19 protein-coding genes and 1 tRNA gene are annotated in these 23891 nt (G+C 68.9%); 13 read left to right on the top strand and 7 right to left on the bottom strand.

What is annotated here, in order from left to right:
* Positions 1-111: 111 nt before the first annotated feature.
* The 7 genes from leuS to PDM28_RS13495 all read left to right on the top strand — a co-directional run bounded on the left by leuS (position 112) and on the right by PDM28_RS13495 (position 6383).
* Positions 112-2751 (top strand): leucine--tRNA ligase, encoded by a 2640-nt coding sequence (gene leuS, locus PDM28_RS13525; RefSeq protein ID WP_311182420.1) that lies wholly within the window; start codon positions 112-114, stop codon positions 2749-2751.
* A 113-nt stretch (positions 2752-2864) separates the two neighbouring features.
* On the top strand, positions 2865-3476 hold the full coding sequence (locus tag PDM28_RS13520) for an LPS-assembly lipoprotein LptE (RefSeq protein WP_311182418.1): 612 nt from the start codon (positions 2865-2867) through the stop codon (positions 3474-3476).
* Between the two features lie 25 nt (positions 3477-3501).
* Positions 3502-4539, top strand: coding sequence for a DNA polymerase III subunit delta (gene holA / locus PDM28_RS13515; protein WP_311182417.1), 1038 nt, complete (start codon positions 3502-3504; stop codon positions 4537-4539).
* A 5-nt stretch (positions 4540-4544) separates the two neighbouring features.
* Entirely contained in the window at positions 4545-5210 is a 666-nt protein-coding gene (gene nadD / locus PDM28_RS13510) for a nicotinate-nucleotide adenylyltransferase (RefSeq protein WP_311184694.1), read from the top strand.
* Positions 5211-5268: 58 nt separating this feature from the next.
* Complete coding sequence (gene rsfS, locus PDM28_RS13505; RefSeq protein ID WP_311182416.1) at positions 5269-5712, top strand: ribosome silencing factor; 444 nt, start codon at positions 5269-5271, stop codon at positions 5710-5712.
* 66 nt (positions 5713-5778) lie between these two features.
* The gene (gene rlmH / locus PDM28_RS13500; RefSeq protein ID WP_102944473.1) at positions 5779-6249 is read left to right on the top strand and encodes a 23S rRNA (pseudouridine(1915)-N(3))-methyltransferase RlmH; all 471 of its coding nucleotides are present in this window, start codon (positions 5779-5781) and stop codon (positions 6247-6249) included.
* 57 nt (positions 6250-6306) lie between these two features.
* Positions 6307-6383: transfer RNA gene (locus PDM28_RS13495), tRNA-Asn, on the top strand.
* A 106-nt stretch (positions 6384-6489) separates the two neighbouring features.
* Here the strand turns inward: PDM28_RS13495 and PDM28_RS13490 are convergent.
* From PDM28_RS13490 to PDM28_RS13480, 3 genes are all read right to left on the bottom strand, one after another.
* A complete protein-coding gene (locus PDM28_RS13490) occupies positions 6490-9300 on the bottom strand; it encodes a TonB-dependent receptor (RefSeq protein ID WP_311182413.1) in 2811 nt (936 codons plus the stop codon).
* A 181-nt stretch (positions 9301-9481) separates the two neighbouring features.
* Entirely contained in the window at positions 9482-10138 is a 657-nt protein-coding gene (locus PDM28_RS13485; RefSeq protein ID WP_311182411.1) for an energy transducer TonB, read from the bottom strand.
* A 220-nt stretch (positions 10139-10358) separates the two neighbouring features.
* A complete protein-coding gene (locus tag PDM28_RS13480) occupies positions 10359-11093 on the bottom strand; it encodes an SIMPL domain-containing protein (RefSeq protein WP_311182409.1) in 735 nt (244 codons plus the stop codon).
* Between the two features lie 130 nt (positions 11094-11223).
* On the opposite strand from PDM28_RS13480, the gene PDM28_RS13475 reads away from it, so the two are divergent.
* The 4 genes from PDM28_RS13475 to tldD are packed head-to-tail and all read left to right on the top strand — an operon-like array spanning position 11224 to position 18657.
* A complete protein-coding gene (locus PDM28_RS13475; protein ID WP_102944477.1) occupies positions 11224-11805 on the top strand; it encodes a Maf-like protein in 582 nt (193 codons plus the stop codon).
* Positions 11798-13285 (top strand): ribonuclease G, encoded by a 1488-nt coding sequence (rng, locus tag PDM28_RS13470; RefSeq protein WP_070208402.1) that lies wholly within the window; start codon positions 11798-11800, stop codon positions 13283-13285. Before PDM28_RS13475 ends, rng begins: the two co-directional genes overlap by 8 nt.
* Positions 13286-13291: 6 nt before the next feature.
* The gene (locus PDM28_RS13465) at positions 13292-17155 is read left to right on the top strand and encodes a YhdP family protein (RefSeq protein WP_311182408.1); all 3864 of its coding nucleotides are present in this window, start codon (positions 13292-13294) and stop codon (positions 17153-17155) included.
* Between the two features lie 56 nt (positions 17156-17211).
* Complete coding sequence (gene tldD / locus PDM28_RS13460; RefSeq protein ID WP_311182407.1) at positions 17212-18657, top strand: metalloprotease TldD; 1446 nt, start codon at positions 17212-17214, stop codon at positions 18655-18657.
* A gap of 28 nt (positions 18658-18685) precedes the next feature.
* Here tldD and yjgA read toward each other — a convergent pair whose 3' ends face one another.
* On the bottom strand, positions 18686-19279 hold the full coding sequence (gene yjgA, locus PDM28_RS13455) for a ribosome biogenesis factor YjgA (RefSeq protein WP_311182406.1): 594 nt from the start codon (positions 19277-19279) through the stop codon (positions 18686-18688).
* Positions 19280-19347: 68 nt separating this feature from the next.
* Here yjgA and pmbA point away from each other — a divergent pair, with 68 nt between their 5' ends.
* Positions 19348-20715 carry a metalloprotease PmbA gene (gene pmbA, locus PDM28_RS13450; RefSeq protein ID WP_311182405.1) on the top strand — a complete coding sequence of 456 codons (1368 nt, stop codon included), beginning with the start codon at positions 19348-19350 and terminating at the stop codon, positions 20713-20715.
* Positions 20716-20803: 88 nt separating this feature from the next.
* Positions 20804-21187, top strand: a complete 384-nt coding sequence (locus PDM28_RS13445; protein ID WP_102944482.1) for a DUF4870 domain-containing protein — start codon at positions 20804-20806, stop codon at positions 21185-21187.
* 171 nt (positions 21188-21358) lie between these two features.
* Here the strand turns inward: PDM28_RS13445 and PDM28_RS13440 are convergent, their stop codons facing one another.
* The 3 genes from PDM28_RS13440 to tilS are packed head-to-tail and all read right to left on the bottom strand — an operon-like array spanning position 21359 to position 23828.
* Positions 21359-22237 (bottom strand): polyprenyl synthetase family protein, encoded by an 879-nt coding sequence (locus tag PDM28_RS13440; RefSeq protein WP_311182404.1) that lies wholly within the window; start codon positions 22235-22237, stop codon positions 21359-21361.
* The gene (locus tag PDM28_RS13435) at positions 22227-22487 is read right to left on the bottom strand and encodes an exodeoxyribonuclease VII small subunit (protein ID WP_102944484.1); all 261 of its coding nucleotides are present in this window, start codon (positions 22485-22487) and stop codon (positions 22227-22229) included. The genes PDM28_RS13440 and PDM28_RS13435 overlap by 11 nt, the downstream gene beginning before the upstream one ends.
* Positions 22488-22523: 36 nt before the next feature.
* Positions 22524-23828, bottom strand: coding sequence for a tRNA lysidine(34) synthetase TilS (gene tilS, locus PDM28_RS13430; protein ID WP_311182403.1), 1305 nt, complete (start codon positions 23826-23828; stop codon positions 22524-22526).
* Positions 23829-23891 lie beyond the last annotated feature (63 nt).

Below are 23891 nucleotides of genomic sequence, written 5' to 3'. Positions count from 1 at the left end.
GATTTATCAACAGGATGTCGATCTGGTCCGGTATTGGCCGGGGCGGCGATTGGAGCCGTTTGCCGCACTGCGGTACGCTGTGCCGCTTTGCCGCCGCATCCTTAGTTTTCCATGACCAGCGTCGAACCCAACGTATACGATCCGCAGCAGGTTGAATCGGCCGCCCAGAGCTTCTGGGACGCCACCCGCGCCTTCGAAGTGACCGAGTCTTCGGACAAGCCGAAGTACTACTGCCTTTCGATGCTGCCGTACCCGTCGGGCGCGCTGCACATGGGCCACGTGCGCAACTACACCATTGGCGACGTGATCAGCCGCTACAAGCGGATGACCGGGCACAACGTGCTGCAGCCGATGGGCTGGGATGCGTTCGGCCTGCCGGCCGAGAACGCGGCGATCAAGAACAAGACGGCGCCGGCCAAGTGGACCTACGCCAACATCGAGCACATGCGCGGCCAGTTCAAGGCCATGGGCTATGCGATCGACTGGTCGCGTGAGTTCGCCACCTGCACGCCCGAGTACTACGTGCACGAGCAGCGCATGTTCACCCGCCTGATGCGCAAGGGCCTGGCGTACCGCCGCAATGCGGTGGTGAACTGGGATCCGCTGGACCAGACCGTGCTGGCCAATGAACAGGTCATCGACGGCCGTGGCTGGCGCTCCGGCGCGCTGGTGGAAAAGCGCGAGATTCCGCAGTGGTTCCTGCGCATCACAGATTACGCCCAGGAACTGCTGGACGGCCTGGATGAACTGCCGGGCTGGCCGGAGTCGGTCAAGACCATGCAGCGCAACTGGATCGGCCGCTCGGAAGGGCTGGAGATCCAGTTCGACGTGCGCGACGCCGACGGCAGCGCGCTGGACCCGCTGCGTGTGTTCACCACCCGCCCGGACACGGTGATGGGCGTGACCTTCGTGTCGATCGCCGGCGAGCATCCGCTGGCCCTGCACGCCGCAAAGTCGAACCCGGCGCTGGCGGCCCTGCTGGCCGAGATGAAGCAGGGCGGTGTGTCCGAAGCGGAACTGGAAACCCAGGAAAAGCGCGGCATGGACACCGGCCTGCGCGCCGTGCACCCGGTCACCGGCGCCCAGGTGCCGGTGTGGGTGGCCAACTTCGTGCTGATGGGCTACGGCACCGGCGCGGTCATGGCCGTGCCCGGCCACGACCAGCGCGACAATGAATTCGCCAACAAGTACGGCCTGCCGATCCGCCAGGTGATCGCGCTGAAGTCGCCGCGCAAGGACGAGGGCGCTTACGACCCGACCCGCTGGCAGGACTGGTACGGCGACAAGACCCGCGAAACCGAGCTGGTCAACTCCGAAGAATTCGACGGCCTGGACTTCCAGGGCGCCTTCGAGGCGCTGGCCGAACGCTTCGAGCGCAAGGCGCAGGGTCAGCGCCGCGTGAACTACCGCCTGCGCGACTGGGGCGTGAGCCGCCAGCGCTACTGGGGCTGCCCGATCCCGGTGATCTACTGCCCGAAGTGCGGCGCCCTTCCGGTGCCGGAAGAGCAGCTGCCGGTGGTGCTGCCGGAAGACGTGAATTTCGTCGGTACCGGTTCGCCGATCAAGGCCGACCCGGAATGGCGCAAGACCACCTGCCCGGACTGCGGCGGCGCGGCCGAGCGTGAAACCGACACCTTCGACACCTTCATGGAGTCCAGCTGGTACTACGCGCGCTACACCTCGCCCGGTGCCCGCGACGCGGTGGACAAGCGCGGCAACTACTGGCTGCCGGTGGACCAGTACATCGGTGGCATCGAGCACGCGATCCTGCACCTGATGTACTTCCGTTTCTTCCACAAGCTGCTGCGCGATGCGCGCATGGTGGACAGCAACGAACCGGCGCAGAACCTGCTGTGCCAGGGCATGGTGATCGCCGATACCTACTTCCGCCAGAATCCGGACGGCTCCAGGGACTGGATCAACCCGGCCGACGTGGACGTGCAGCGCGACGAGCGCGGCCGCATCACCGGTGCGGTGCTGATCGCCGACGGCCAGCCGGTGGAGATCGGTGGTACCGAGAAGATGTCCAAGTCCAAGAACAACGGCGTGGACCCGCAGGCCATGGTGAGCCGCTACGGCGCCGACACCGTGCGCCTGTTCTCGATGTTCGCCGCCCCGCCGGAGCAGTCGCTGGAGTGGAACGAAGCCGGCGTGGACGGCATGGCGCGCTTCCTGCGTCGCCTGTGGGCGCAGGTGCAGAAGCACGCGGCCGACGGCGCCGCCCCGGCGCTGGACGCCGCTGCGCTGACCGCCGAGCAGAAGGCGCTGCGCCGCAAGACCCATGAAACCATCGGCAAGGTCGGCGACGACTATGGCCGCCGCCACAGCTTCAACACCGCCATTGCCGCGGTCATGGAACTGATGAACGCGCTGGCCAAGTTCGATGACAGCTCCGAGCAGGGCCGTGCGGTCCGCCAGGAAGCGCTGCAGGCCACCGTGCTGCTGCTCAACCCGATCACCCCGCATGCCAGCCATGCGTTGTGGCAGGTGCTGGGCCATGGCGAAACGCTGCTGGAAGACCAGCCGTTCCCGCAGGCCGACGCAGGCGCACTGGTGCGTGATGCAGTGACCCTGGCCGTGCAGGTCAACGGCAAGCTGCGTGGCACCATCGAAGTGGGTGCCGACGTTCCGCGCGAGCAGATCGAAGCGCTGGGCCTGGCCGAGCCGAATGCGGCGAAGTTCCTGGAAGGCCTGACCGTGCGCAAGATCATCATCGTGCCGGGCAAGATCGTGAACATCGTCGCCGCGTAACGCCATGGGGGGCGGGGCAGGGCCCCGCCCTACGTGCTTTGTTCACGCGCAATCGGGCATGGTGTCGTCCGCCCCCTGTTGCCGGCTTCGCCCGGCTCCGCCAGACTGTGAACATGACTCGATTCCTGCTTGCCCTCGTTCTCACCGCAACCCTTGCCGGGTGTGGCTTCCATCTGCGCAACAAGCTGATGCTGCCGGCCGACACCGCTGCGGTGAAGGTGGTCTCCACCGCGCCCTACAGCGAACTGGCCAAGCTGCTGCGCCGCGGACTGATGGCCTCCGGCGCCACCATTGCCGAAGCCGACAGCAAGGCGCCCGCCGCGCAGCTGCAGGTATTGTCCGAGCGCTGGGGCGACCTGCCCATCGCGATCGACGCACAGGGCCGCGCCCAGGAATACAGCCTGCGCTACGCGGTGATCTTCGTGTTCCGTCGCGAAGATGGCAGCGACCTGGTGCCGCAGCAGGTGATCGAGCTTTCGCGCGACTACGTGTCGCCGCCCAGTGACGCCACCGGTACCACCACCGAGCGCGAGATCCTGGCCGACGAACTGCGCCGCGAAATGTCCGCCTCGATCCTGCGCCGCATCGACAGCGTGGTCCGCGCCGAACTGCAGCGTGGCACGTTGACGCCGCCTGCGGCCAAGCCTGCCGAGGTGCCGGCCGCTGCGCCGGCTGCTGCGCCGGCCACGGTCCCGGCCGCCACCAAGCCGCCGCAGGGCGGCTGACCGGTCCGCACGGACCGGCCGCACGATGGAACTGCGCCCCGAACAGTTCGCCAGCCAACCGGCCAGCCAACCGCTGGTGCCGGTGTACCTGATTGCCGGGCCGGAAACGCTGCGGGTCCTCGAGGCCGCCGACGCGGTGCGTGCCAAGGCACGTGCCGAAGGCATCACCGAACGCGAAGTGTTCGACGCCGACGGCCGCGATTTCGACTGGAACCAGCTCGATGCCACCTTCAACGCCCCCAGCCTGTTCAGTGCGCGCCGGCTGGTCGAGCTTCGCCTGCCCACGGGCAAGCCGGGCAAGGAGGGCGGGGAAGTGATCAGCCAGTTCTGCGCCAACCCGGCGCCGGACGTGATCCTGCTGATCACCTGCAACGAATGGAGCAAGGCCCACCAGGGCAAGTGGGCCGAGGCGGTCAGCCGCGTCGGCGTGCTGTCGGTGGCCTGGGCGATCAAACCGCACGAACTGCCCGAGTGGATCGAGCGCCGCCTGCGCCAGAAGGGCCTGCGCGCCGACCCGGCCGCCGTGCAGCGGCTGGCCGAGCGGGTGGAAGGCAACCTGCTGGCCGCCGCGCAGGAGATCGACAAACTGGCGCTGCTGGCCAGCGGCCAGAACCTGGACGTGGACACCATGGAATCGCTGGTGGCCGACGCCGCCCGCTACGACGTGTTCCGGCTGCTGGAAGCCACCTTCTCCGGGCAACCGGCGGCGGTGCTGCGCATGCTCGCCGGCCTGCGCGCCGAAGGCGAGGCGGTGGCCGCGCTGATGCCGATGGTGATCCGCGAAATGCTGGCTACTGCGGCCCTTGCACGCGTGCAGGCGCGTGGCGGCAACCTGGCCGCTGAAATGAAAAGCCGCGGCATCTGGGAATCGCGCCAGGCGCCGTTCAAGCGCGCGCTGCAGCGCCACCCCGAGGCCAAGCGCTGGGAGCGCTTCGTGGCCGAAGCCGGGCTGGTCGACCGCATGGCCAAAGGGCGCGCCGACGGCGACGCCTGGGTGGGCCTGGAGCGGCTGCTGGTGGCGGTGGCCGAAGCACGCGCGGTACGCCTGCTGGCCCGTGCGTGAGCCCGATGGGCCTGCGCATCCATTACGGTGGCACCTTCGACCCGGTCCACCAGGGCCACATGGCCATTGCCCGCGCCGCGCGCGACCAGCTCCAGGTCGCGGTGCGCCTGCTGCCGGCGGCCGACCCGCCGCACCGTCCCGCGCCGGGTGCCAACGCGACCCAGCGTGCGGCGATGCTGGCGCTTGCCATCGACGACGAACCCGGCCTGCTGCTGGACCTGCGCGAGCTGGAGCGGGCGCAGCGCCAGCCGGAGGTGCCGTCCTACACCGTCGATACCCTGCGCGAGCTGCGCGACGAGCTGGGCCCGCGCCAGCCGATCGCCTGGCTGGTGGGCGCCGACAGCCTGCTGGGCCTGACCGGCTGGCATGAATGGGAGGCGCTGTTCGAACTGGCCCACTTCATCGTCGCCGACCGCCCGGGCAGCCCGCTGCAGCGGCAGCTCCCCGCCCGCCTGCAGGACGTCCTGCAGGGGCGCTGGACCGCGAAGGAGGGCGACCTGTTCGGCGCGCCGGCCGGCCGCCTGCTGCACCTGCAGGCGCCGCTGCGCAGCGAATCGGCCACCGAGGTCCGGGAGAGGATTGCCAGCGGCGGCGACTGGCGCGCGCTGCTGCCGGGCAAGGTCGCCGACTACGTAGCCGACCACCGGCTGTACGGATTGGGCATCCCGTGAACCCGTTCAGGTCGCTGGACCCGTATAATCGCCCCCAAATCTATAGAGTCCCCCTGCTTTGAGCGACCAAGTCCAGCCCCAGACCATCAAGGTCGAACTGCCGAATCCGGCGCCGTCCACCGAACAGCTTCTCCAGTGCGTGCGTAATGCCACCGAAGAACTGAAGGCCAGGGACGTGGTCGAGATCGACGTGATCGGCAAGTCCAGCGTCACCGATTTCATGGTGATCGCCTCGGGCACCTCCAGCCGCCACGTGAAGTCGATTGCCGACGAAGTCATGAAGTTTGCCAAGCAGCTGGGCGTCATGCCGCTGGGCGTGGAAGGCGAGCGCGAAGCCGAGTGGGTGCTGGTGGACCTGGGCGACGTGGTGGTGCACGTGATGCTGCCGCGCGTGCGCGAGTTCTATGCACTGGAGCGCCTGTGGACCGTGGGCGACCAGGGGCCGAGCCTGCTCGACGACGAAGCAGACGAAGCAGACGAAGACGACTACGCCGCGCGCTGAACCCCGCGCACGCAGTAGCGACAACGGCGCCCCGGTGGCGCCGTTGTCATTTCAAGGAGTACGACGATGAAGGCCAGGTTGATTGCCACCGGCGAACGCGCGCCGAGCTGGGTAGCGCAGGGCTTTGCCGAGTACCAGAAGCGGCTGTCGCACTGGCTGCCGTTCGAGCTGGTGGAGATTGAACCCGGCCTGCGCGGCAAGGGCCGCGACGCACGCCGTGCCACCGATGACGAAGGCAAGCGGGTGATCGCCGCGCTGCCCAAGAATGCCTACGTGGTCGCGCTGGACGTGCCCGGCAAACAGCTCAGCTCCGAACAGCTGGCGCAGCGGCTGGAGCATTGGCGGGGGCAGGGCCGCGACCTGGCCTTCCTGATCGGCGGCCCGGAAGGGCATTCGGCCGAAGTCTCCGCGCTGGCCGATGAAAAGTGGTCGATCGGCCCGCTGACCCTGCCGCACATGCTGGTGCGCCTGGTGGTGGCCGAGCAGCTGTACCGTGCAGCGGCGATGCTGGCCAACCATCCATATCACCGCGCGTGAAGAAATTACGCACGGAAGGGTTACAAGCAGCAAAAAGCCGGTTACAATGCGCACCCCGCCCGAATAGCTCAGCCGGTTAGAGCACTTGACTGTTAATCAGGGGGTCGTTGGTTCGAGTCCAACTTCGGGCGCCAAGTTTTGAGAGCCTCGCAGCGATGCGAGGCTTTTTTTTGTCTGCGCGGAGCGTGCATGAAAAAGCCCGGGCAATGCCCGGGCTTTTTCGTTTCACACCTGCACCGATCAGTTGAAGGTGTACTTCGCACCGATGGTGAAGTAGCGGCCGATGGCGCCGCTGAAGTGCAGCGGGTTGTAGTTCACGCCACCGTAGGTGGTCGGATCCAGCGGGGCGGTGCGGTCGAACACGTTCTGCACCGAGGCGTTGAGTTCGAACGCGTCGGTGATGTTGTAGCGACCGGACAGGTCGAAGGTGGTGAACGAGGCGATCTTCTCCACCGGCGTGCCGTCCCAGTAGAACGCCAGGTAGTCGCCACCGCGGCGGTCCTTGTTCTCCAGGCTGCTGATGTAGTTGACCACGCCGCTCACGCTCCACGCGTCCTGCTTCCAGGTGGTGCCGAAGTTGATGCGGTCTTCCGGCGTGCCGATGCAGTTGGTCACGTCGCAGTTGCCGTGCGTGCCCACGTAATCGACGGTGCTGTCGCCTTCGGTGCGCTCGAACTTGAGCACGTGGCTCCACTGCAGGTCCATTTCCAGCTGGCCCGGACCGATGTCGAAGGTCTGGCGGATATCGGTGTCGATACCACGGACCCGCGACGAGTTGGCGTTCACGTAGGCGGTGTTGACCGCCAGGATGGTGCCGGTGCCGGGAATGCCGTTGATCAGGTCGGTGTCGCGCAGCACGTCTCCCGCTGCGATGGCATCGGCGGTGCTGCCCTGCGCGATTTCATTGGTGCGCTTGATTTCCCAGGCGTCCACGGTCAGCGAGGTGGTGGCGGTCGGCTGCAGCACGATACCGAACGAGTAGCTCTTGGACTCTTCCGGCTTCAGGTCCGGGTTCGGGCTGGTGATGATCGCCACCGAGCGCGCGCCGCAGTTGGTGGTGACATCGTCCGGCGGGCTGACCGCGCAACGGACCGGGTCGCGGGCGGTGGAGAACGCCGCCAGGCCGCCGTCGCCGTTTTCGGCCGGGTTCGGGGCACGGAAGCCTTCCGCGTAGGAGCCGCGCAGGGCGATCCAGTCGGCTGGGGTCCACTTCACGCCCAGCTTCGGCGTGGCCTTGCCTTCACCGCTTTCGTACTTGTCGTAACGCAGCGCGCCGGACAGTTCCAGCTGTTCCAGCACCGGCGCCGAGAGTTCGACGTAACCGGCGTACACGTTCTGGGTGCCGTCATAGGCCGAGTAACCCAGGCCGATGATGTCGCCGATGTCGGTGTAGGTCTGCGGGGTCAGGCTGTTGCTGGTCTTGCGCCACTCGGTACCCATGGCCAGGCCGAGCGGGCCGCCCTTGAGGTCCATCAGGCTGCGCGACACGGTGAAGTCGAACATGTCCAGGCTGGACTTGGCGTTGGCCTGGATCTGCGGCGAGATGTAGTCGTACAGGGCCTGCGAGTTCTGCCCGGCGTTGTCGCCGATCCGCCACACGCCGCCGGCGCAGTTCGGGTCGCCCAGTGCGCACTGCACGGCGCTGTAGCGCAGGAAGCCGGTGCGCTTGTTGACCAGGTTGGTACCCGAATGCAGGTAGGCGGTGTCGTAGCTCCAGTCGCCCCAGTTGCCCTTGGTGCCGACCAGGAAGCGGGTGAACTCATTGGTGTTGGTGGTCACGCGCGGACCGACGTCCCAGGCCGAATAGCGCAGGCGCGCGGTCTCGCCGAGGATGTTGTCGGGATGGGCGGCGTTGAGTACCACGGCACCCGGACCGCTGCTGGCGTTGACCGGGCCGCCTGGGTAACCCCAGCTGCCGGACACGCCCGACGGGGTGTTGCTGAACACCGTTTCCTTCTTGGAGTAGCCGATTTCGGTGTAGATCTCGCCGCCTTCGCCGTAGGCGAAGCTGGCGCGACCGAACACGTTGACGTATTCCTCCTTCGGGCTCAGCGAGCGGAACTGCTGCGCCGGATCCCACAGGCAGCCCTGTTCGGCGATCGAGGCATCGGTCTGGCCGGGGATGGTGGTCAGGCCCTGGCAGCCCGGCAGCGGCACCAGCAGCGCGGGGGTAGTGTTGGTGAACAGCGAACCGTTCGGGCCGGAACCGCCGCCGGTGCGGCCGTTGAGGTAGGCGCCGCCGAGGAACTGTGCGTCGGCCGGGTCGATGCCCCACTGGCGCAGGTCGCCGGTGCCGATCCAGTCGCGGTTCTTGCGGTCGCTGATCGCGATCGCGTCGGTCTTGCCCACGTCCAGGCTGAAGAACGCGTTCCAGCCGTCTTCGGCGATGTCGCCGGTACCGGCGGTCAGGGTCGCCTTCTTGGCGTCGCCGTCGCTGTCGCCGGACAGGCCGTACGAACCGCGCAGGATGGCGCCTTCGAAGTCGCTGCGCAGGATGATGTTGACCACGCCGGCGATGGCGTCGGAACCGTAGATGGCGGACGCGCCATCCTTCAGCACTTCCACGCGCTCGACCGCGTCCAGCGGAATGGTGCTCAGGTCGGTGAAGACCTTCTGGCCGTCATCGGCCAGGCCATAGGTGGCCATGCGGCGGCCGTTCAACAGCACCAGCGTGGAGCCGGCGCCCAGGCCGCGCAGCGAGATGCCCGCACCGCCGCCGGCGAAGCCGTTGCCGAAGGTCTTGGGAATGGAGCCTGCACCGTCGGAGGTCAGCGTCTGCAGGTATTCGGCCACGGTGGTCTTGCCGCTGCGGTCGATTTCCTGGCGCGTTACCACCTGCACCGGAGAGGGGGTTTCGGTATTGGTACGGGGAATGTTGGAACCGGTGACGGTGATGCGGTCCAGGTTGGTGGCACCCGAGTCCTGGGCCATGGCCGAGGAGGAGGCGAAGGCACCGGCCAGCAGCAGCACGCTGCCGGTAAGTACGGAGGAAACAGAGTGCGCCAGCGGGTTGCGGCGGCCACGGTAGGGCCGTTGGATCGGGTGTTTCACAGTTTCTCTCCTGACTGGAAAACCAATTAATAAGTTGTTGGCGCGCCCGTCTTTGCGGGGCGTCGGCGACAATCTAGGTTTCCGGCAGGTGACGAAGTCGTGAAAATTTGCTTAATTCGTGTCAAAAGTGACGGCCGTCAAAATGTGGGGGGAAATCCATTGATATTCCCCCCGCAATAGCCTATTCGGGCAGCGAGAAACTCACCGGCACCAGCCCGGTGGCCGGCACTGCCTGGCCGTCGACCTGCGCCGGCACGAAGCGCCAGTGGCGCAGCACCTGCTGGCGGGCGGCGTTGTCCAGCACCCGCGAGCCACTGCTGCGTTCGATCGCCACGCTGGCCGGCCGGCCATCGGCATCGACCTGGACCCGCAGCACTACCGTGCCCTGTTCGCCGGCGCGGATCGCGGCGATCGGGTAGCTCGGCGGCGGGGCCGAGCGGTACTGCAGCTGCACGCCTTCGCCTGACGGGGCCGGGGCGGGTTCCACCGGGGCCAGGGTTGGGGCCTGGATGTCGCTGGCAGGCAGCGGGGGCACGGCCAGCATGTCGTCGGCCGTGGCGGTCGGTGGCGGCAGCGGAGCGACGCGCGGGGTGGTGGTGGGGGCACGGACCGGCACCGGTTCGGTGGGCGGCAGCGGCTTGGGCGGTTCGGGCTGGGCGACCGGTGGCACGATCATGTTGATCACCATGCGGTCGCGCGGGAGGGGCGCGGCCACATAAGCGGCGGGGATCAGCAGGAGCATCAGCGCCAGTAGATGCAGGGCCAGCGCGGTGCTCCAGCCGAGCACGCGCGAGACGTCGATATGAAGCGGGACCAGCGGGGGATGCGTACGGACCATGCGCCACTCTCCTTGCCAGATGTGCGTGCGGGAACATCAACGTACGGGCGCGGCCGACGGGGTTGCGGACTGCGGAAGACGGGGCCGCGCAATGACAGGATTACCGGAGCCGGGCGCGGGCTGGAAGTCAGGGGCGATGTGGGTGTTTGGCTGCCGGTCATAAACAGAAGACGGCGCCCGAAGGCGCCGTCTCGTTGTCCAGCGGTGCACCGCTCTGGTCTTACCTGCCCAGGTCGAACACCACGTCCAGGTTTACCGACACCGTCGACTCGCCAGGCGACACCGGCGTGGAGATGTCCGCCGCCATCGGCGCGGCCGCGGCGCGCATCATCACCGGGCGGAAGTTGCCACCGCCACTTTCAGAGATGCTGACGATCCGGCGCACGCGCAGGCCCAGCGATTTCGCATACGTTTCGGCGCGGGCCTGGGCCTTCTTCAGAGCGGCCAGGCGGGCCTCGTCATAGACCGGTTCGGGCTGGTCGATCTCGAACTGCGGGCCGTTGATCTGGTTGGCGCCCTGTGCGGCCAGCGCATCGAGCACCTTGCCCAGCTTCGCAATGTCACGCGCCTTGAGGCTCACCGTATTGCTGGCCTGGTAGCCGGTGATCTTCGGCGCCTCGTTCTCGGCATACCGGTACTGCGGGCTGAGGTTGACCCCGCTGGTCTGCACGTCACGCTCGGCGATCCCGGCGGCCTTGATGGCGGCCAGCACCTTCACCATCTGCTCGGCGTTCTGGCGCATGGCGGTGTTGCCGTCAGTGGCCTGGGTCACCACCCCGGCCGACAGCGTGGCCACGTCGGGCACGCCGCGCGCCTCGGCGTTGGCCGAAATGTTGAGCAGGGTGCCGTCGGCCGGCACGGCGATGGCGGGTTGGGACTGGGCGTGGGCGGTCATCGAGGTTCCCAGGGCAAGCGACAGGGCGAGCAGCAGCGGGGACAGGGCGTGGCGACGCATGTGGATCTCCTTGTGAAGGCGTTGAGGTTGGTGTCGGAGCGATGAACGTCTGGTGAGAAGCGGCGGGGTTGGACGCAATTGGTTGTGGTTGCTCGCGATTCAGACAGGGCGCGCAGGTTATGCTTCCGCGATGCTTTATCTTGCCTCCCGTTCCCCCCGACGAACCGATCTGCTGGCGCGCCTGGACCGACCGTTCCGCGCGTTGGACCTGGACGTGCCCGAAGTACGGGCCGCCGGCGAAACCGCCCAGGACTATGTGCGGCGCGTGGCCGTGGACAAGGCCCGTGCCGGCCTGGCCCTGGTCGCCGATGACCCGCACGCGTGCGTGCTGGGCGCCGATACCGAAGTGGTGCTGGACGGGGAGGTGTTCGGCAAACCGGTCGATACCGCCGACGCCGCCGCAATGCTGCGCCGTCTGTCCGGCCGCACCCACCAGGTGATGACCGTGGTGGCGCTGGTCGCCGCCGGAATCGAGCAGGTGGTGGAGGTGGTCTCGGAGGTCAGCTTCATCGCGCTGGACGACGCGGCCATTGCCGCCTATGTCGCCACTGGCGAACCGATGGGCAAGGCCGGTGCCTACGCCATCCAGGGCGGCGCAGAACGTTACATCCGCCACCTGGCGGGCAGCTATTCGGGCGTGATGGGCTTGCCCCTGCAGCAGACCGAACAGCTGCTGCAGGCATTCGAATCGAAGGGAGTCGCCCATGTCTGAGGAAATCCTGGTCAACGTCACCCCGCGCGAAACCCGGGTGGCGGTCATTGAAAACGGCATGCTGCAGGAGCTGCACATCGAACGCGGCTGGCGCCGCGGGGTGGTCGGCAACATCTACAAGGGCAAGGTGCAGCGGGTGATGCCGGGCATGCAGGCCGCGTTCGTCGAGGTCGGGCTGGAACGCGCCGCCTTCCTGCACGCCAACGATGTGGTGCGCCCGGCCCCGGTGGCCAGTGCCGACACCGAAGGCACCACCCTGCCGCCGCCGTCCTCCGTCCCGATCGTGGAGCTGCTGCGCGACGGGCAGGACATCGTGGTGCAGGTGGTGAAGGATCCGATCGGCACCAAGGGCGCCCGGCTCACCACCCAGATCAGCATTCCCTCGCGCTACATGGTGCTGCTGCCGCAGTCCAAGGTGGTCGGGGTGTCGGCACGGATCGAGGACGAGGCCGAGCGGGCGCGCCTGAAGACGCTGGTGACCGAACTTTCGGCCCAGCACGGCGGCTACGGCTACATCGTGCGGACCAACGCCGAGGGCCAGCCGGCCGAGGCCATCGCCGAGGACATCGCCTACCTGTCGCGGGTCTGGAACGTGGTCGAGCGCCGTGGCCGCGAGGCCGCCCCGTGCAGCGTGATCTACGAAGACCTGAGCCTGCCGCTGCGCTCGGTGCGCGACCTGATCCGCAAGGACGTGGACAAGGTCAAGGTGGACTCGAAGGAAACCTTCACCCAGCTGCAGGCGTTCGTGGCCAAGTACATGCCGGTGCTGGCCGAGAAGCTGGAGCTGTACAGCGGGGACCGCCCGATCTTCGACATGTTCGGGGTCGAGGATGAAATCGGCCGCGCGCTGGACAAGCAGGTGCCGCTGAAGTCCGGTGGCTACCTGGTGATCGACCAGACCGAGGCGATGACCACCATCGACGTCAACACCGGGTCGTTCCTGGGCCAGCGCAATCTGGAAGAGACGGTGTTCCGCACCAACCTGGAAGCGGCCCAGTCGGTGGCGCGCCAGCTGCGGCTGCGCAACCTGGGCGGGATCATCATCATCGACTTCATCGACATGGACGATGCCGAACACCGCCGCCAGGTGCTGCGCACGCTGGAAAAGGCGCTGGCCCGCGACCATGCCAAGACCACGGTCTATGAGTTCTCGCCGCTGGGGCTGGTCGAGATGACCCGCAAGCGCACCGTGGAAAGCCTGGAGCGGCAGCTGTCCGAGCCGTGCCCGGAATGCAGCGGGCGCGGCTCGATCAAGACCGCCGAGACGGTCACCTACGAGATCTTCCGCGAGATCACCCGCGCGGTGCGCCAGTTCGACGCAGCGCGGCTGCTGGTGATCGCTTCGTCCAAGGTGGTGGCCCGGATCACCGACGAGGAATCGGCGGCGGTGGCCGAGCTGGAGGAATTCCTGGGCAAGTCGATCCGCTTCCAGGCCGATGAGCAGTACCTGCAGGAGCAGTTCGATGTCGTCCTGCTCTGAGTACCGATGAGCGCGCCGCTGCGCCTGCGACTGCGAAGGATTCGCCGCCATGCTGCCTATGCCATGGCGATCGTATTGGTATGCGTGGCCCTGCTGGTGGGCACCATCAGCCAGCTGCTGCCGCTGGCCGAGCGCTACCCGGACAAGGTGGCCGGCTGGCTGAGCGCGCGCGCCGGGCAGCCGGTGGCGTTCGATCAACTGCAGACCCGCTGGACCCGGCGTGGTCCGTTGCTGGCGCTCAAGGGCCTGCGCATCGGCGCGGGCGAGGGCCTGCGCATTGGCGAGGCCGAGGTGCTGGTGTCGCTGTATTCCGGGCTGCTGCCCGGTCATTCGCTGACCGAGCTGCGCCTGCGCGGGCTGGCGCTGGTGCTGCAGCGGGCCGAGGACGGCCGCTGGTCGGTGCAGGGCCTGCCGCAGCCCAAGGCCGGCGGCGATCCGCTGGAAACGCTGCGCCGCCTGGGCGAGCTGCAGGTCATCGGCGGCCGCCTGCGGGTGGATGCGCCGTCGCTGAAGGTGCAGGCCGAGCTGCCGCGGATCGACCTGCGCCTGCGCGTGAACGGCGAGCGCGTCTCGGTCGGCGCCCGTGCCTGGGCCGACGTGCAGGCCGCGCCGCTCACCGCCGTGCTCGACTTCAACCGTGCCAAGGGCGACGGCCAGGCCTGGCTCGCCGCCGACCCGGCCGACTTCCGCGCCTGGTCCGCGCTGCTGAGCTTCGGCGGGGCGTCGCTGCAGCAGGGCACCGGCACCTTCAACACCTGGGTGGACCTGCGCGACCACCGCGTGGTGATGCTCACCACCGACGCCGACCTGCAGGGCGTGCAGCTGCACGGGGCGACCCTGGCCGACGGCGAGCGCCCCACCTTGCAGCTGGACGCGCTGCAACTGCGTGCGCGCTGGCGCTGGGTGCAGGGCGGCTGGCGGGCCGACGCGCCGCGCCTGCGGATCGGCCTGGACGGGCGCACCGAACAGCTCGATGGCCTGTTGATCGCCGGCGGCCAGCACCTGGCGCTGGCCGGCGACAACATCGACGCCACCGCACTGCTGCGCGGGTTGGCGCTGACCGACCGGATCGATCCGGGCCTGCGTGCCTGGCTGCATGACGCCGCACCGCAGGTGCGGATGCGCCGCGTGCGGGTGGCCGGCGAGCGCGACGGTGCACTGCAGTTCGAAGGCGACCTCGAGGACATCCAGTTCGCTGCGGCCGGCCACGCGCCGGGCCTGAGCGGGGTGGGCGGGCACTTCAACGGCGACGCCAACGGGTTCCGGCTGGACCTGCAACCGTCGCGGGTGATGCAGTTCGACTGGCCCACCGGCTTCGGCGTGCGCCACGACGTGCGCCTGGCCGGCAGCATGGTCGGCTGGCGCGATGAAGGCGGCGGCTGGCGGATCGGCACCCCGGCGCTGCGCGTGCAGGGTACCGACTACGCCGCCGACGTGCGCGGCACGGTGTGGTTCCAGGGCAATGGCACCCGCCCGTGGCTGCAGCTGGCGGCCAAGCTGGACGACGTGCCGATGACGGCGGCCAAGCGCTTCTGGATCCATTCCAAGATGAGCAAGGGCGCCACCGACTGGCTGGACGCGGCGCTGGTGGGCGGTTATGTGCGCGGCGGCATCGGCCTGGTCACCGGCGACCTGGAAGACTGGCCGTTCGACAGGAACAACGGCCGCTTCGAGGCCAGCGGGCATATCGACAACGGCAACATCCGCTTCCAGCACGACTGGCCGACCATGGACAAGGTGGATGGCGATATCGCCTTCATCGGCCCGGGGTTTGAAATGCACGGTCGCGGCGACCTGGCCGGGGTGGTGGTGGACCACTTCGATGCAGGTATCGCAGATTTCGGCCCATCCGCGTTGACGGTGAAGGCGACCACCCGCAGCGACGCCGGCGCGCTGCTGGCGATGCTCAAGCAGAGCCCGCTGCATGCCACCTATGCGGATTCGCTGGACAACCTGAGCGCCAAGGGCCCCGCAGCGGTCACCTTCGACCTGCTGCAGCCGCTGCACCACGACCAGGGCCCCGGCCACCTGCAGGGCACGGTCGAGCTGGACGGCGCCACGCTGTCGGACAAGCGTTTCGACCTGACCTTCGATGCGATGCGGGGCTTGGCAAAGTACAGCCGGGACGGTTTCGGTGCCGAGGCGCTGGCCGTGCGCCATCTGGGCCAGGACGGCCAGTTGAGCCTGCGTGCCGGTGGCTATGTGCGCGACCCGCAGCAGGCGTTCGAAGCCGAGCTCGGCGCCGCGCTGGACGCCGGCCTGCTGCTCGACCGGGCGCCGGAACTGGGCTGGCTCAAACCGTACATCCAGGGCACGTCGCGATGGACGATCGGGGTCACCCTTCCCAAGGTCGCGGCGGGCAGCAAGCTGCAACCGCCGACGATGCTGCGCCTGGATTCGGAGTTGGTCGGCACCCGCCTGGACCTGCCGGCGCCGCTGGACAAGCCGGCTGACACCCCGCTGGCCACCTCGGTCACCGCGCAGCTGCCGATGGGCGCGGGACGGGTGGACGTGGCGTTCGGCCAGCGCCTGGCGCTGGCGGCGCGCACGCACAACAACCAGACCGGCGTGCAGGTCACGCTGGGCAGCGACACGGTCGACCGCGAACCGCCGGCCAGCGGGCTGGTGGTCAACGGCCAGAGTGGCTCGCTGGATGCGCTGGACTGGATCGCGCTGGCGCGCTCGCCGGGGGGCACCCCCGACGCCGACCCGATGCCGCTGCGCCAGGTCGACGTGCAGGTCGGCCAGCTGCTGCTGGCCGGCGGCATGTTCCCGCAGACGCGCCTGCAGCTGCGGCCCTCCAACAGCGGGATCGACGTGCGCCTGGACGGCCCGTCGCTGGCCGGTGACCTGAGCGTGCCCAGTGCCGACGGCGCACCGATTGTCGGCACGCTCGACCGCGTGCACTGGCAGTCGCCGCCGTCGCCGGTGAAGGCGCCGGGCGACGGCGCGCCGATCCTGCTGCCCGCCGACGCCACCTTGCCCGCGCGTGTGCAGGCCAGCGCCAACGACACCAACCCGGCGAAGATTCCGCCGCTGTCGCTGGACGTGGCCGACCTGCAGTTCGGCAAGGCGCGGCTGGGCCAGGCGGTGCTGCGCACGCGCCCGTTCGGCAACGGCCTGAGCGTGGACAAACTGCAGTTCCGCGCGCCGAAGCAGGCCATCGACATCCAGGGCCGCTGGCTCGGGATGGGCCCCGCGGCCAGTACCCATGTCGAGGTCAAGGTAGACAGCGAAGACCTGGGCGGCCTGATGCAGAACCTGGACTACGGCGGCCAGCTGCGCAGCGGCCAGGGCCAGATCACCCTCGAGGCCGGCTGGCAGGGCGGTCCGTCGGACTTCCAGCTGGGCGCGTTGCAGGGCCGGATGGAGGTGCACGCGCGCAATGGCCAGCTGCTGGAGCTGGAGCCCGGCGCTGGCCGCGTGCTCGGCCTGCTCAGCGTGGCCCAGCTGCCGCGCCGGCTGATGTTCGACTTCCGCGACTTCTTCTCCAAGGGCTTTGCCTTCAACCAGATCGGCGGCACGCTGGCGTTCGCCGACGGCATGGCCACCACCGACAAGGTGCTGATCGAAGGCCCGGCCGCCAACATCAGCATCCGCGGGCGCACCGACCTGCGCCGCCAGCAGTTCGACCAGACCATCGACGTCAATCCGCGCGCGGGCAACCTGCTCACCGTGGTCGGCGCGGTCGCCGGCGGCCCGGTGGGCGCGGCGGTGGGTGCGGCGGCCAATGCGGTGTTGTCCAAGCCGCTGGGCGAGATCGGCGCCAAGACCTACCGGGTGACCGGCCCGTGGGCCGAGCCCAAGGTCGACGTGATCGACCGTGACGATGCGCCGAAACCGGCCGCACCCGCGCCGGTGGCACGTTGACCCCCTTTTTCCCGCGACCGGGTTGCACTCCCGCCCGGCGCCCATAGATCAAGACCATGACTGAAAACGCACTCACCCTTGCCCAAGACCGCCTGCTGCTGCCTGCCGGGCTCGACGCCGGTGGCCTGGAGCGCACCTTCGGCACCCTGCTGGGGCCGGGCATCGATTTCGGCGACCTGTACTTCCAGCACGCCCGCCGCGAAAGCTGGAGCGTGGAAGACGGCATCGTCAAGGACGGCGCCCACTCCATCGAGCAGGGCGTGGGCGTGCGCGCGATCGCCGGCGAGAAGACCGGCTTCTCCTATTCCGATGACATCCACGGCGACGCGCTGCTGGCCGCCGCGCAGTCGGCGCGCGCGATCTCACGCGACGGCGGCGCGCAGCCGGCCCGTGCCCTGGTGCGCGGCAACGCCCGCGCGCTGTACCCCGCGCTGGACCCCATCGACGGGATCGGCAATGAAGCCAAGGTCGAGGTGCTCAAGCGCCTGGACCGCTACCTGCGCGCGGCCGACCCGCGCGTGCAGCAGGTGATGGTGAGCTTGTCCGGCGGCGTCGACACGGTGCTGATCGCGCGCAGCGACGGCGTGCTGGCCGGCGACATCCGCCCGCTGGTACGCCTGAACGTGCAGGTGATCGTGGAACAGCACGGCCGCCGCGAATCCGGCTATGCCGGCGGCGGTGGTCGTTACAGCTACGGGGAACTGTTCGCCGACGGGCGCCCGGAAGCCTTCGCGCGCGAAGCGCTGCGCCAGGCGCTGGTCAACCTGGAGGCGATCCCGGCCCCGGCCGGCGTGATGACCGTGGTGCTCGGCCCGGGGTGGCCGGGCGTGCTGCTGCATGAAGCGGTCGGGCATGGCCTGGAAGGCGACTTCAACCGCAAGGGCACCAGCGTGTACGCCGGCCGCATCGGCGAGCGCGTGGCCGCCAAGGGCGTGACCATCGTCGACGACGGCACCCTGGACGGCCGCCGCGGCTCGCTCAACATCGACGACGAAGGCCACCCGACCCAGTGCACCACGCTGATCGAGGACGGCATCCTGGTCGGCTACATGCAGGACTCGCTCAACGCGCGGCTGATGGGCGTGGCCCCGACCGGCAATGGTCGCCGCGAGTCGTTCGCGCACATGACCATGCCGCGCATGACCAACACCTACATGCGTGCCGGCCAGCACGACCCGGAAGAGATGATCCGCTCGGTCAAGCGTGGCCTGTATGCGGTGAACTTCGGTGGCGGCCAGGTCGACATCACCAGCGGCAAGTACGTGTTCTCGGCCACCGAGGCCTACCTGATCGAAGACGGCAAGGTCACCGCGCCGGTGAAGGGCGCCACCCTGATCGGCAACGGTCCGGAAACGATGCAGAAGGTGCGCATGATCGGCAACGACCTGGCGCTGGACGAAGGCGTGGGCGTGTGCGGCAAGGACGGCCAGAGCGTGCCGGTGGGCGTGGGCCAGCCGTCGCTGTTGATCGACGGCATCACCGTGGGCGGCACCCAGGCCTGATCGCCGGATGCCGTCCCGCCTGCCCGGTTCAGTCGTTGCTGTCGTCGTCGAGGTCGTCGGCGTCAGCGTCGCTGTCGGACGCGACCGCGTCCAGGCCCAGTGCAGCCGGCACGAACAGCGCGCGCAGCACCTGGTAGAGCTCGCGGAAGGCGCGCGGCGGCTTGTTCTTCGCCCGCTCAGCCTGTGCGTTGCGCACCAGCGTGCGCAGCTGCTGGCGGTCGGCCTGCGGGTATTCCTCCAGCAGCGTCGACAGCGCCTTGTCGCCGTCCTTGAGCAGGCGCTCGCGCCAGTCTTCGGCGCGGTGCAGGGCGGCCACTTCGCGGCGCGAGGTTTCGCTGTTCACATCCAGCGCGTCGCGGATCGCGTCCAGCGTGGCTTCGTCTTCGCGCCGCATGTGCTTGGCCAGGAACGCCAGCTGGCGCTTGTGGGCGATATGCGCGGTGATCCGCTTGGCTTCGGCGATGTGCGGCAGCAGGTCTTCCGGGACCGGCACGCGGGCCAGCTGGGCCGGGGTCAGCGACACCAGCTTCTCGCCCAAGGCCAGCACGTCCAGCGCGTCGCGCCGGTTCTGGCTGCGGCTGATATCAAGGAATTCACCGGTTTCTTCGTCGCGTCCGCGCATCGTCTTCTTTCCACATCCAGAACTGTGCCCGGCGTTGCGCCCGGCACTCACCCGTACAGGATAAAGCATTGAACGTGATCTCCCCTGAAGCCGCCGCCGCCGACGACAGCCTGCAGCGGCTGGAACAGCTGGCCGACATCTCCCAGCAGCTGTTGGAGCGGGCACGGGCGCTGGGCGCCAGCCAGGCCGAAGTCAGCTGCAGCGAAGAGCGCGGGCTGGACGTGAACGTGCGCCTGGGCGAGGTCGAAACGGTGGAATCCACCCGCGACCGCGGCATTGCCGTGACCGTGTACTTCGGCCAGCGCAAGGGCAGTGCCAGCACCGCCGACCTGCAGCCGGCCAGCCTGGAGGCCACCGTGGCCCAGGCCTGCGCGATCGCCCGCCACACCGAGGACGACGAGGCCGCCGGCCTGGCCGACCCGGCGCTGATGGCCCGGGAGTTTCCGGACCTGGACAGCTGGCACCCCTGGGCCCTGCAGGCCGACCAGGCCGTGGACCTGGCGCTGGCCTGTGAAACGGCCGGGCGTGGCGCCGACCCGCGCATCAGCAATTCCGACGGCGCCTCGGCGGCCACCGCCACCAGCCTGTCGGTGTACGCCAACTCGCACGGGTTCATCGGCCGCGACCGCAGCAGCCACCACTCGATTGGCTGCGCGCTGATCGCCGGGCAGGGCGACGGCATGCAGCGCGACGGGTGGTACAGCAGCGCGCTGGCCCGTGAGGACCTGGAAGACGCCGCCGCGATCGGCCGCCGCGCCGCCGAGCGGACCGTGGCCCGCCTGCAGCCGCGCTCGATGGCCACCGCGCAGATGCCGGTGCTGTATTCACCCGAAGTGGCGCGCTCGTTGATCGGCCACCTGCTCGGCGCGGTCTCCGGCGGGGCGCTGTACCGCCGCGCCAGCTTCCTGCTCGACAGCGTGGGCACGCAGCTGTTCCCGGACTGGTTCGCGGTGGACGAGCGGCCGCTGCTGCGCCGCGGACTGCGCTCGACCGCGTTCGACGGCGACGGCGTGGCCACCCGCGATTCGTCGCTGATCGAAGACGGGGTGCTGCAGCGTTACGTGCTGGGCAGCTATTCAGCGCGCAAGCTCGGCCTGGTCACCACCGGCAATGCCGGTGGCGTGCATAACCTGCTGGTACGCGCCAATGCCGGCGACCTTGCCTCGATGGCGCGCCAGATGGGCAACGGCCTGCTGGTGACCGAGCTGATGGGGCAGGGCGTCAACGGCGTGACCGGCGACTACTCGCGCGGCGCCGGCGGTTTCCGGGTGGAGAATGGCGAAATCCAGTACCCGGTGGACGGCATCACTATCGCCGGCAATCTCAAGGACATGTTCGCCGCGATCGAAGCGGTGGGCAGCGACATCGACCGGCGTTCGCACGTGCAGGTGGGCTCGATCCTGGTCGGGCGAATGACGGTAGCCGGTAACGATTGACGGCATCGATTGACGTATCCTGTGCTGGCTGACGCGGCAGGCGGGGAGCCTGCCACGCACCACCCACACACTGGATAAGGAGTTTCACGTGAGCGAATTCGACAACGTCACCGCCCCGCCGCCGCCGCCGACCAGCGTCGGCCCGGTCCCCAGCGACCAGCGCACCATGGCGCTGGCTGCGCACCTGCTCGGCATCTTCACCTGGTTCATCGGCCCGCTCATCATCTGGCTGATCAGCAAGGACGACAGCAGCAAGGGCTTTGTCACCGACCAGGCCAAGGAAGCGCTGAACTTCCAGATCACCATCACCCTGGCGATGATCATCTGCTTCATCCTGATGATCATCATCATTGGCGGCCTGCTGGCCCCGCTGGTCGGCATCCTCAACATCGTGTTCTGCATCATCGCCGCAGTGAAGGCCAACAACGGCGAAGCGTACCGCTACCCGTTCACCCTGCGCCTGGTGAAGTAAGCGACGCAGTGGTGGAAAAAAGAACGCCCGGCAATGCCGGGCGTTTTTTTATGCATGACGTGAACCGCACGGGCGTTCTCCCGCATGACGTAAACCCGCCGTAGTGCCGGCCGCTGGCCGGATCCGCATGATGCCGGCCGAATGAGGAGCCGGCCGGCGGCCGGCACTACGTCAGTGGTTACGTTCGACTGCCAGTCTGCCGAGAGCTCGCAATGCATCGGCGCGCTCGTCATACACGGCAAGGCTCTCGCGCATGCGCTGGCTGAGCGCCGCCAGTTCCGCCTTCGCCCCGCCCATCCCCAACAACGCCGGGAACGTGGATTTCGCCTGCGCCTGGTCCTTGCCGGCCGTCTTGCCGAGCTGTTCCGAACTGGCTTCCACATCCAGGATGTCATCGCGCACCTGGAACGCCAGGCCCAACGCGTCGGCGAACGCGTCCAGCTGCAGCAGGTCGGCCTGCGGCGCCTCACCACACAACGCACCCATGCGCACTGCTGCGCGGATCAGCGCACCGGTCTTCAACGCATGCATGCGCTGCAGGTCGGCCAGCGGCTGCGCGTGGCCGGTGGCATCGATGTCCAGCGCCTGGCCCCCGCACATGCCGGCCGCGCCCGACGCGTGGCTCAACGCCTGCAGGCAGTGCACGCGCAGCAACGCCGGCAGCGGTGCGTCGGCGAGCAGGCCGAACGCGCGCGTCTGCAATGCATCGCCGGCCAGGATCGCGGTGGCTTCATCGAAGGCGATGTGAGTGGTAGGCCGACCACGCCGCATGGCGTCGTCGTCCATCGCCGGCAGGTCATCGTGCACCAGCGAATACGCGTGGATCAGCTCCACCGCCATCGCCGGCGCATCCAGCGCGGCTTCGTCGGCACCGAAGATCTGCCCGCTGGCATACACCAGCAGCGGCCGCATGCGCTTGCCGCCGCCCAGCACCGAATAGCGCATTGCCTGGTGCAGGCGTTGTGGGGCGAGGTCGGGGGCGGGCAGGCTGGCGTCGAGCTGGCTTTCGATGCGGTCGCGCCAACGCGCGAACGTGGACTCAACCGTCATGGCTGGGCGGGTCGAACGGCTCGGCGGTTTCCGGGCGGGCGGGATCGCTGAGCAGGCGCACGCGCAGCTCGGCCTGTTCCAGCGCCTGCTGGCACTGCCGGTACAGCCCGACCCCGCGTTCGTAGGCGCTGAGCGACTGTTCCAGGCTCATTTCGCCGGTTTCCATCTTCTCGACCAGCTGCTCCAGTTCTTCCAGCGAATGCTCGAAGTGGGCGACCGGGGAGGCGTCAGTGGGGGATTTCTTGGCCATGCGGCAAGTGTGATGCGCCAGCCCCGGGGGGTCAATTCACGCCGTGCCCGGTGTCCAGCGCAACTGCGCGTTGTGTTCATCCAGCCACTGCTGCAGTGGTGCGCCGATCACCCGGTCGCCGGCCGCCAGCAGGGTCTCGCCCGCGTACAGCAGCGGCAGCTGGCGGCGCTGCCAGGGCGGCAGGCCGCTCTGCTGCAGCAGGTCCTTCAGTGCATGCGAATGGCTGCGGCCCGGCAGCTGGATGCGCTCGCCGCCCCGGCGCGCGCTGACCTGTACCGGCTCGGCCAATCGCGCGCTGCCCAGCAGTTCCAGTTCGCCCCCGTCGGGCAGTGCCAGCGGGGTGCTGCCCTCCCAGTGCACGCTCCAGTCCAGCGGCAGCGCCAACGCCATCGGCAACAGGTACAGGTGGCCCCGCCAACGACGAATGCGAACGCCCTGCCACGCAAACTGCGCGTCGGCGTCATGCGCGGCAGGTAGCAGCTCGCGTTCGATCGCCTGCACCCCCGCCGCCGGCAGCGGCGGTTGACCGGCGCTGCGCACCCAGTGCCGCAGGAGTCGCGCACGCCGCTCGCGCGGTTGCCGTTGCAGGCGCGCGCAGTCGAGCACGCCGGGTGAGACCATGCAGCGACGCAGCGTATCGTGGTCTGACGCGTCGAGCAGGCGTTGCGCCTGCGCGCTGAGTTCGGCACTGCGTGCGAACGCCGCATCGGCCTGCGGCCAGCGCTGCTGCAGCAGCGGTAGCACGCGCAGGCGCAGGAAATTGCGGTCGGCCGCGTCGCTCGCGTTGCTGGGGTCTTCGATCCAGCGCAGCGCGTGCGCCAGCGCATGCGCGTGCAGGTCGCTGCGCGGGTGCTGCAGCAGCGGCCGCCAGATCGAACCGGCCGCAAACGGCGCATGCGCGCGGATCGCGGCCAGCCCGTCCACGCCGGAGCCGCGCAGGGCCCGCAGCAGGAAGGTTTCGGCCTGGTCGTCACGGTGGTGGGCCAGGGCCAGGTGTTCGCCCTCGCGCAGCACGCGGGCGAAGGCCTCGCGGCGGACATGGCGGGCGGCGGCTTCCAGACCCTCGCCGCTGTCGCGGGGTACGTCCACGCGCACCACCTGCAGGGGGATGGACCATGCCGCGCAGACCGCCTCGCAGTGGGCTGCCCAACGGTCGGCCTCGGCCTGCAGCCCGTGGTGCACGTGCACCGCGTGCAGCCCGGCCGCCCGCTGCGCGGGCGACTGGGCCAGCCAGTGCAGCAGCACGGTGGAGTCCAGGCCCCCGCTGAAGCCGACCAGCACCGGCGCGGGCAGGTCGGGGGCGGGGGGCAGGGGGCTGGTCGGGGCGGTTGGGTCAGGCACGTTTGGAGTATCGGCTTTGACGCATTTCACCGCCATCGGAATTGTTGCGGACGTGGCTGGCCG

This window comes from Stenotrophomonas aracearum, assembly GCF_031834615.1.
GTDB classification, from domain to species: domain Bacteria; phylum Pseudomonadota; class Gammaproteobacteria; order Xanthomonadales; family Xanthomonadaceae; genus Stenotrophomonas; species Stenotrophomonas aracearum.
Note: the sequence above shows the minus strand (reverse complement) of the source record. Positions and strands in the feature narration are given on the sequence as shown.

Coding starts and splice junctions, on each gene's coding strand:
- PDM28_RS13475 (WP_102944477.1), top strand. CDS start 11,224: ATGCTTTATCTTGCCTCCCGTTCCCCCCGACGAACCGATCTGCTGGCG.
- holA (WP_311182417.1), top strand. CDS start 3,502: ATGGAACTGCGCCCCGAACAGTTCGCCAGCCAACCGGCCAGCCAACCG.
- PDM28_RS13465 (WP_311182408.1), top strand. CDS start 13,292: ATGAGCGCGCCGCTGCGCCTGCGACTGCGAAGGATTCGCCGCCATGCT.
- tldD (WP_311182407.1), top strand. CDS start 17,212: ATGACTGAAAACGCACTCACCCTTGCCCAAGACCGCCTGCTGCTGCCT.
- PDM28_RS13485 (WP_311182411.1), bottom strand. CDS start 10,138: ATGGTCCGTACGCATCCCCCGCTGGTCCCGCTTCATATCGACGTCTCG.
- PDM28_RS13520 (WP_311182418.1), top strand. CDS start 2,865: ATGACTCGATTCCTGCTTGCCCTCGTTCTCACCGCAACCCTTGCCGGG.
- PDM28_RS13435 (WP_102944484.1), bottom strand. CDS start 22,487: ATGGCCAAGAAATCCCCCACTGACGCCTCCCCGGTCGCCCACTTCGAG.
- nadD (WP_311184694.1), top strand. CDS start 4,545: ATGGGCCTGCGCATCCATTACGGTGGCACCTTCGACCCGGTCCACCAG.
- leuS (WP_311182420.1), top strand. CDS start 112: ATGACCAGCGTCGAACCCAACGTATACGATCCGCAGCAGGTTGAATCG.
- PDM28_RS13480 (WP_311182409.1), bottom strand. CDS start 11,093: ATGCGTCGCCACGCCCTGTCCCCGCTGCTGCTCGCCCTGTCGCTTGCC.
- PDM28_RS13440 (WP_311182404.1), bottom strand. CDS start 22,237: ATGACGGTTGAGTCCACGTTCGCGCGTTGGCGCGACCGCATCGAAAGC.
- rng (WP_070208402.1), top strand. CDS start 11,798: ATGTCTGAGGAAATCCTGGTCAACGTCACCCCGCGCGAAACCCGGGTG.
- yjgA (WP_311182406.1), bottom strand. CDS start 19,279: ATGCGCGGACGCGACGAAGAAACCGGTGAATTCCTTGATATCAGCCGC.
- rlmH (WP_102944473.1), top strand. CDS start 5,779: ATGAAGGCCAGGTTGATTGCCACCGGCGAACGCGCGCCGAGCTGGGTA.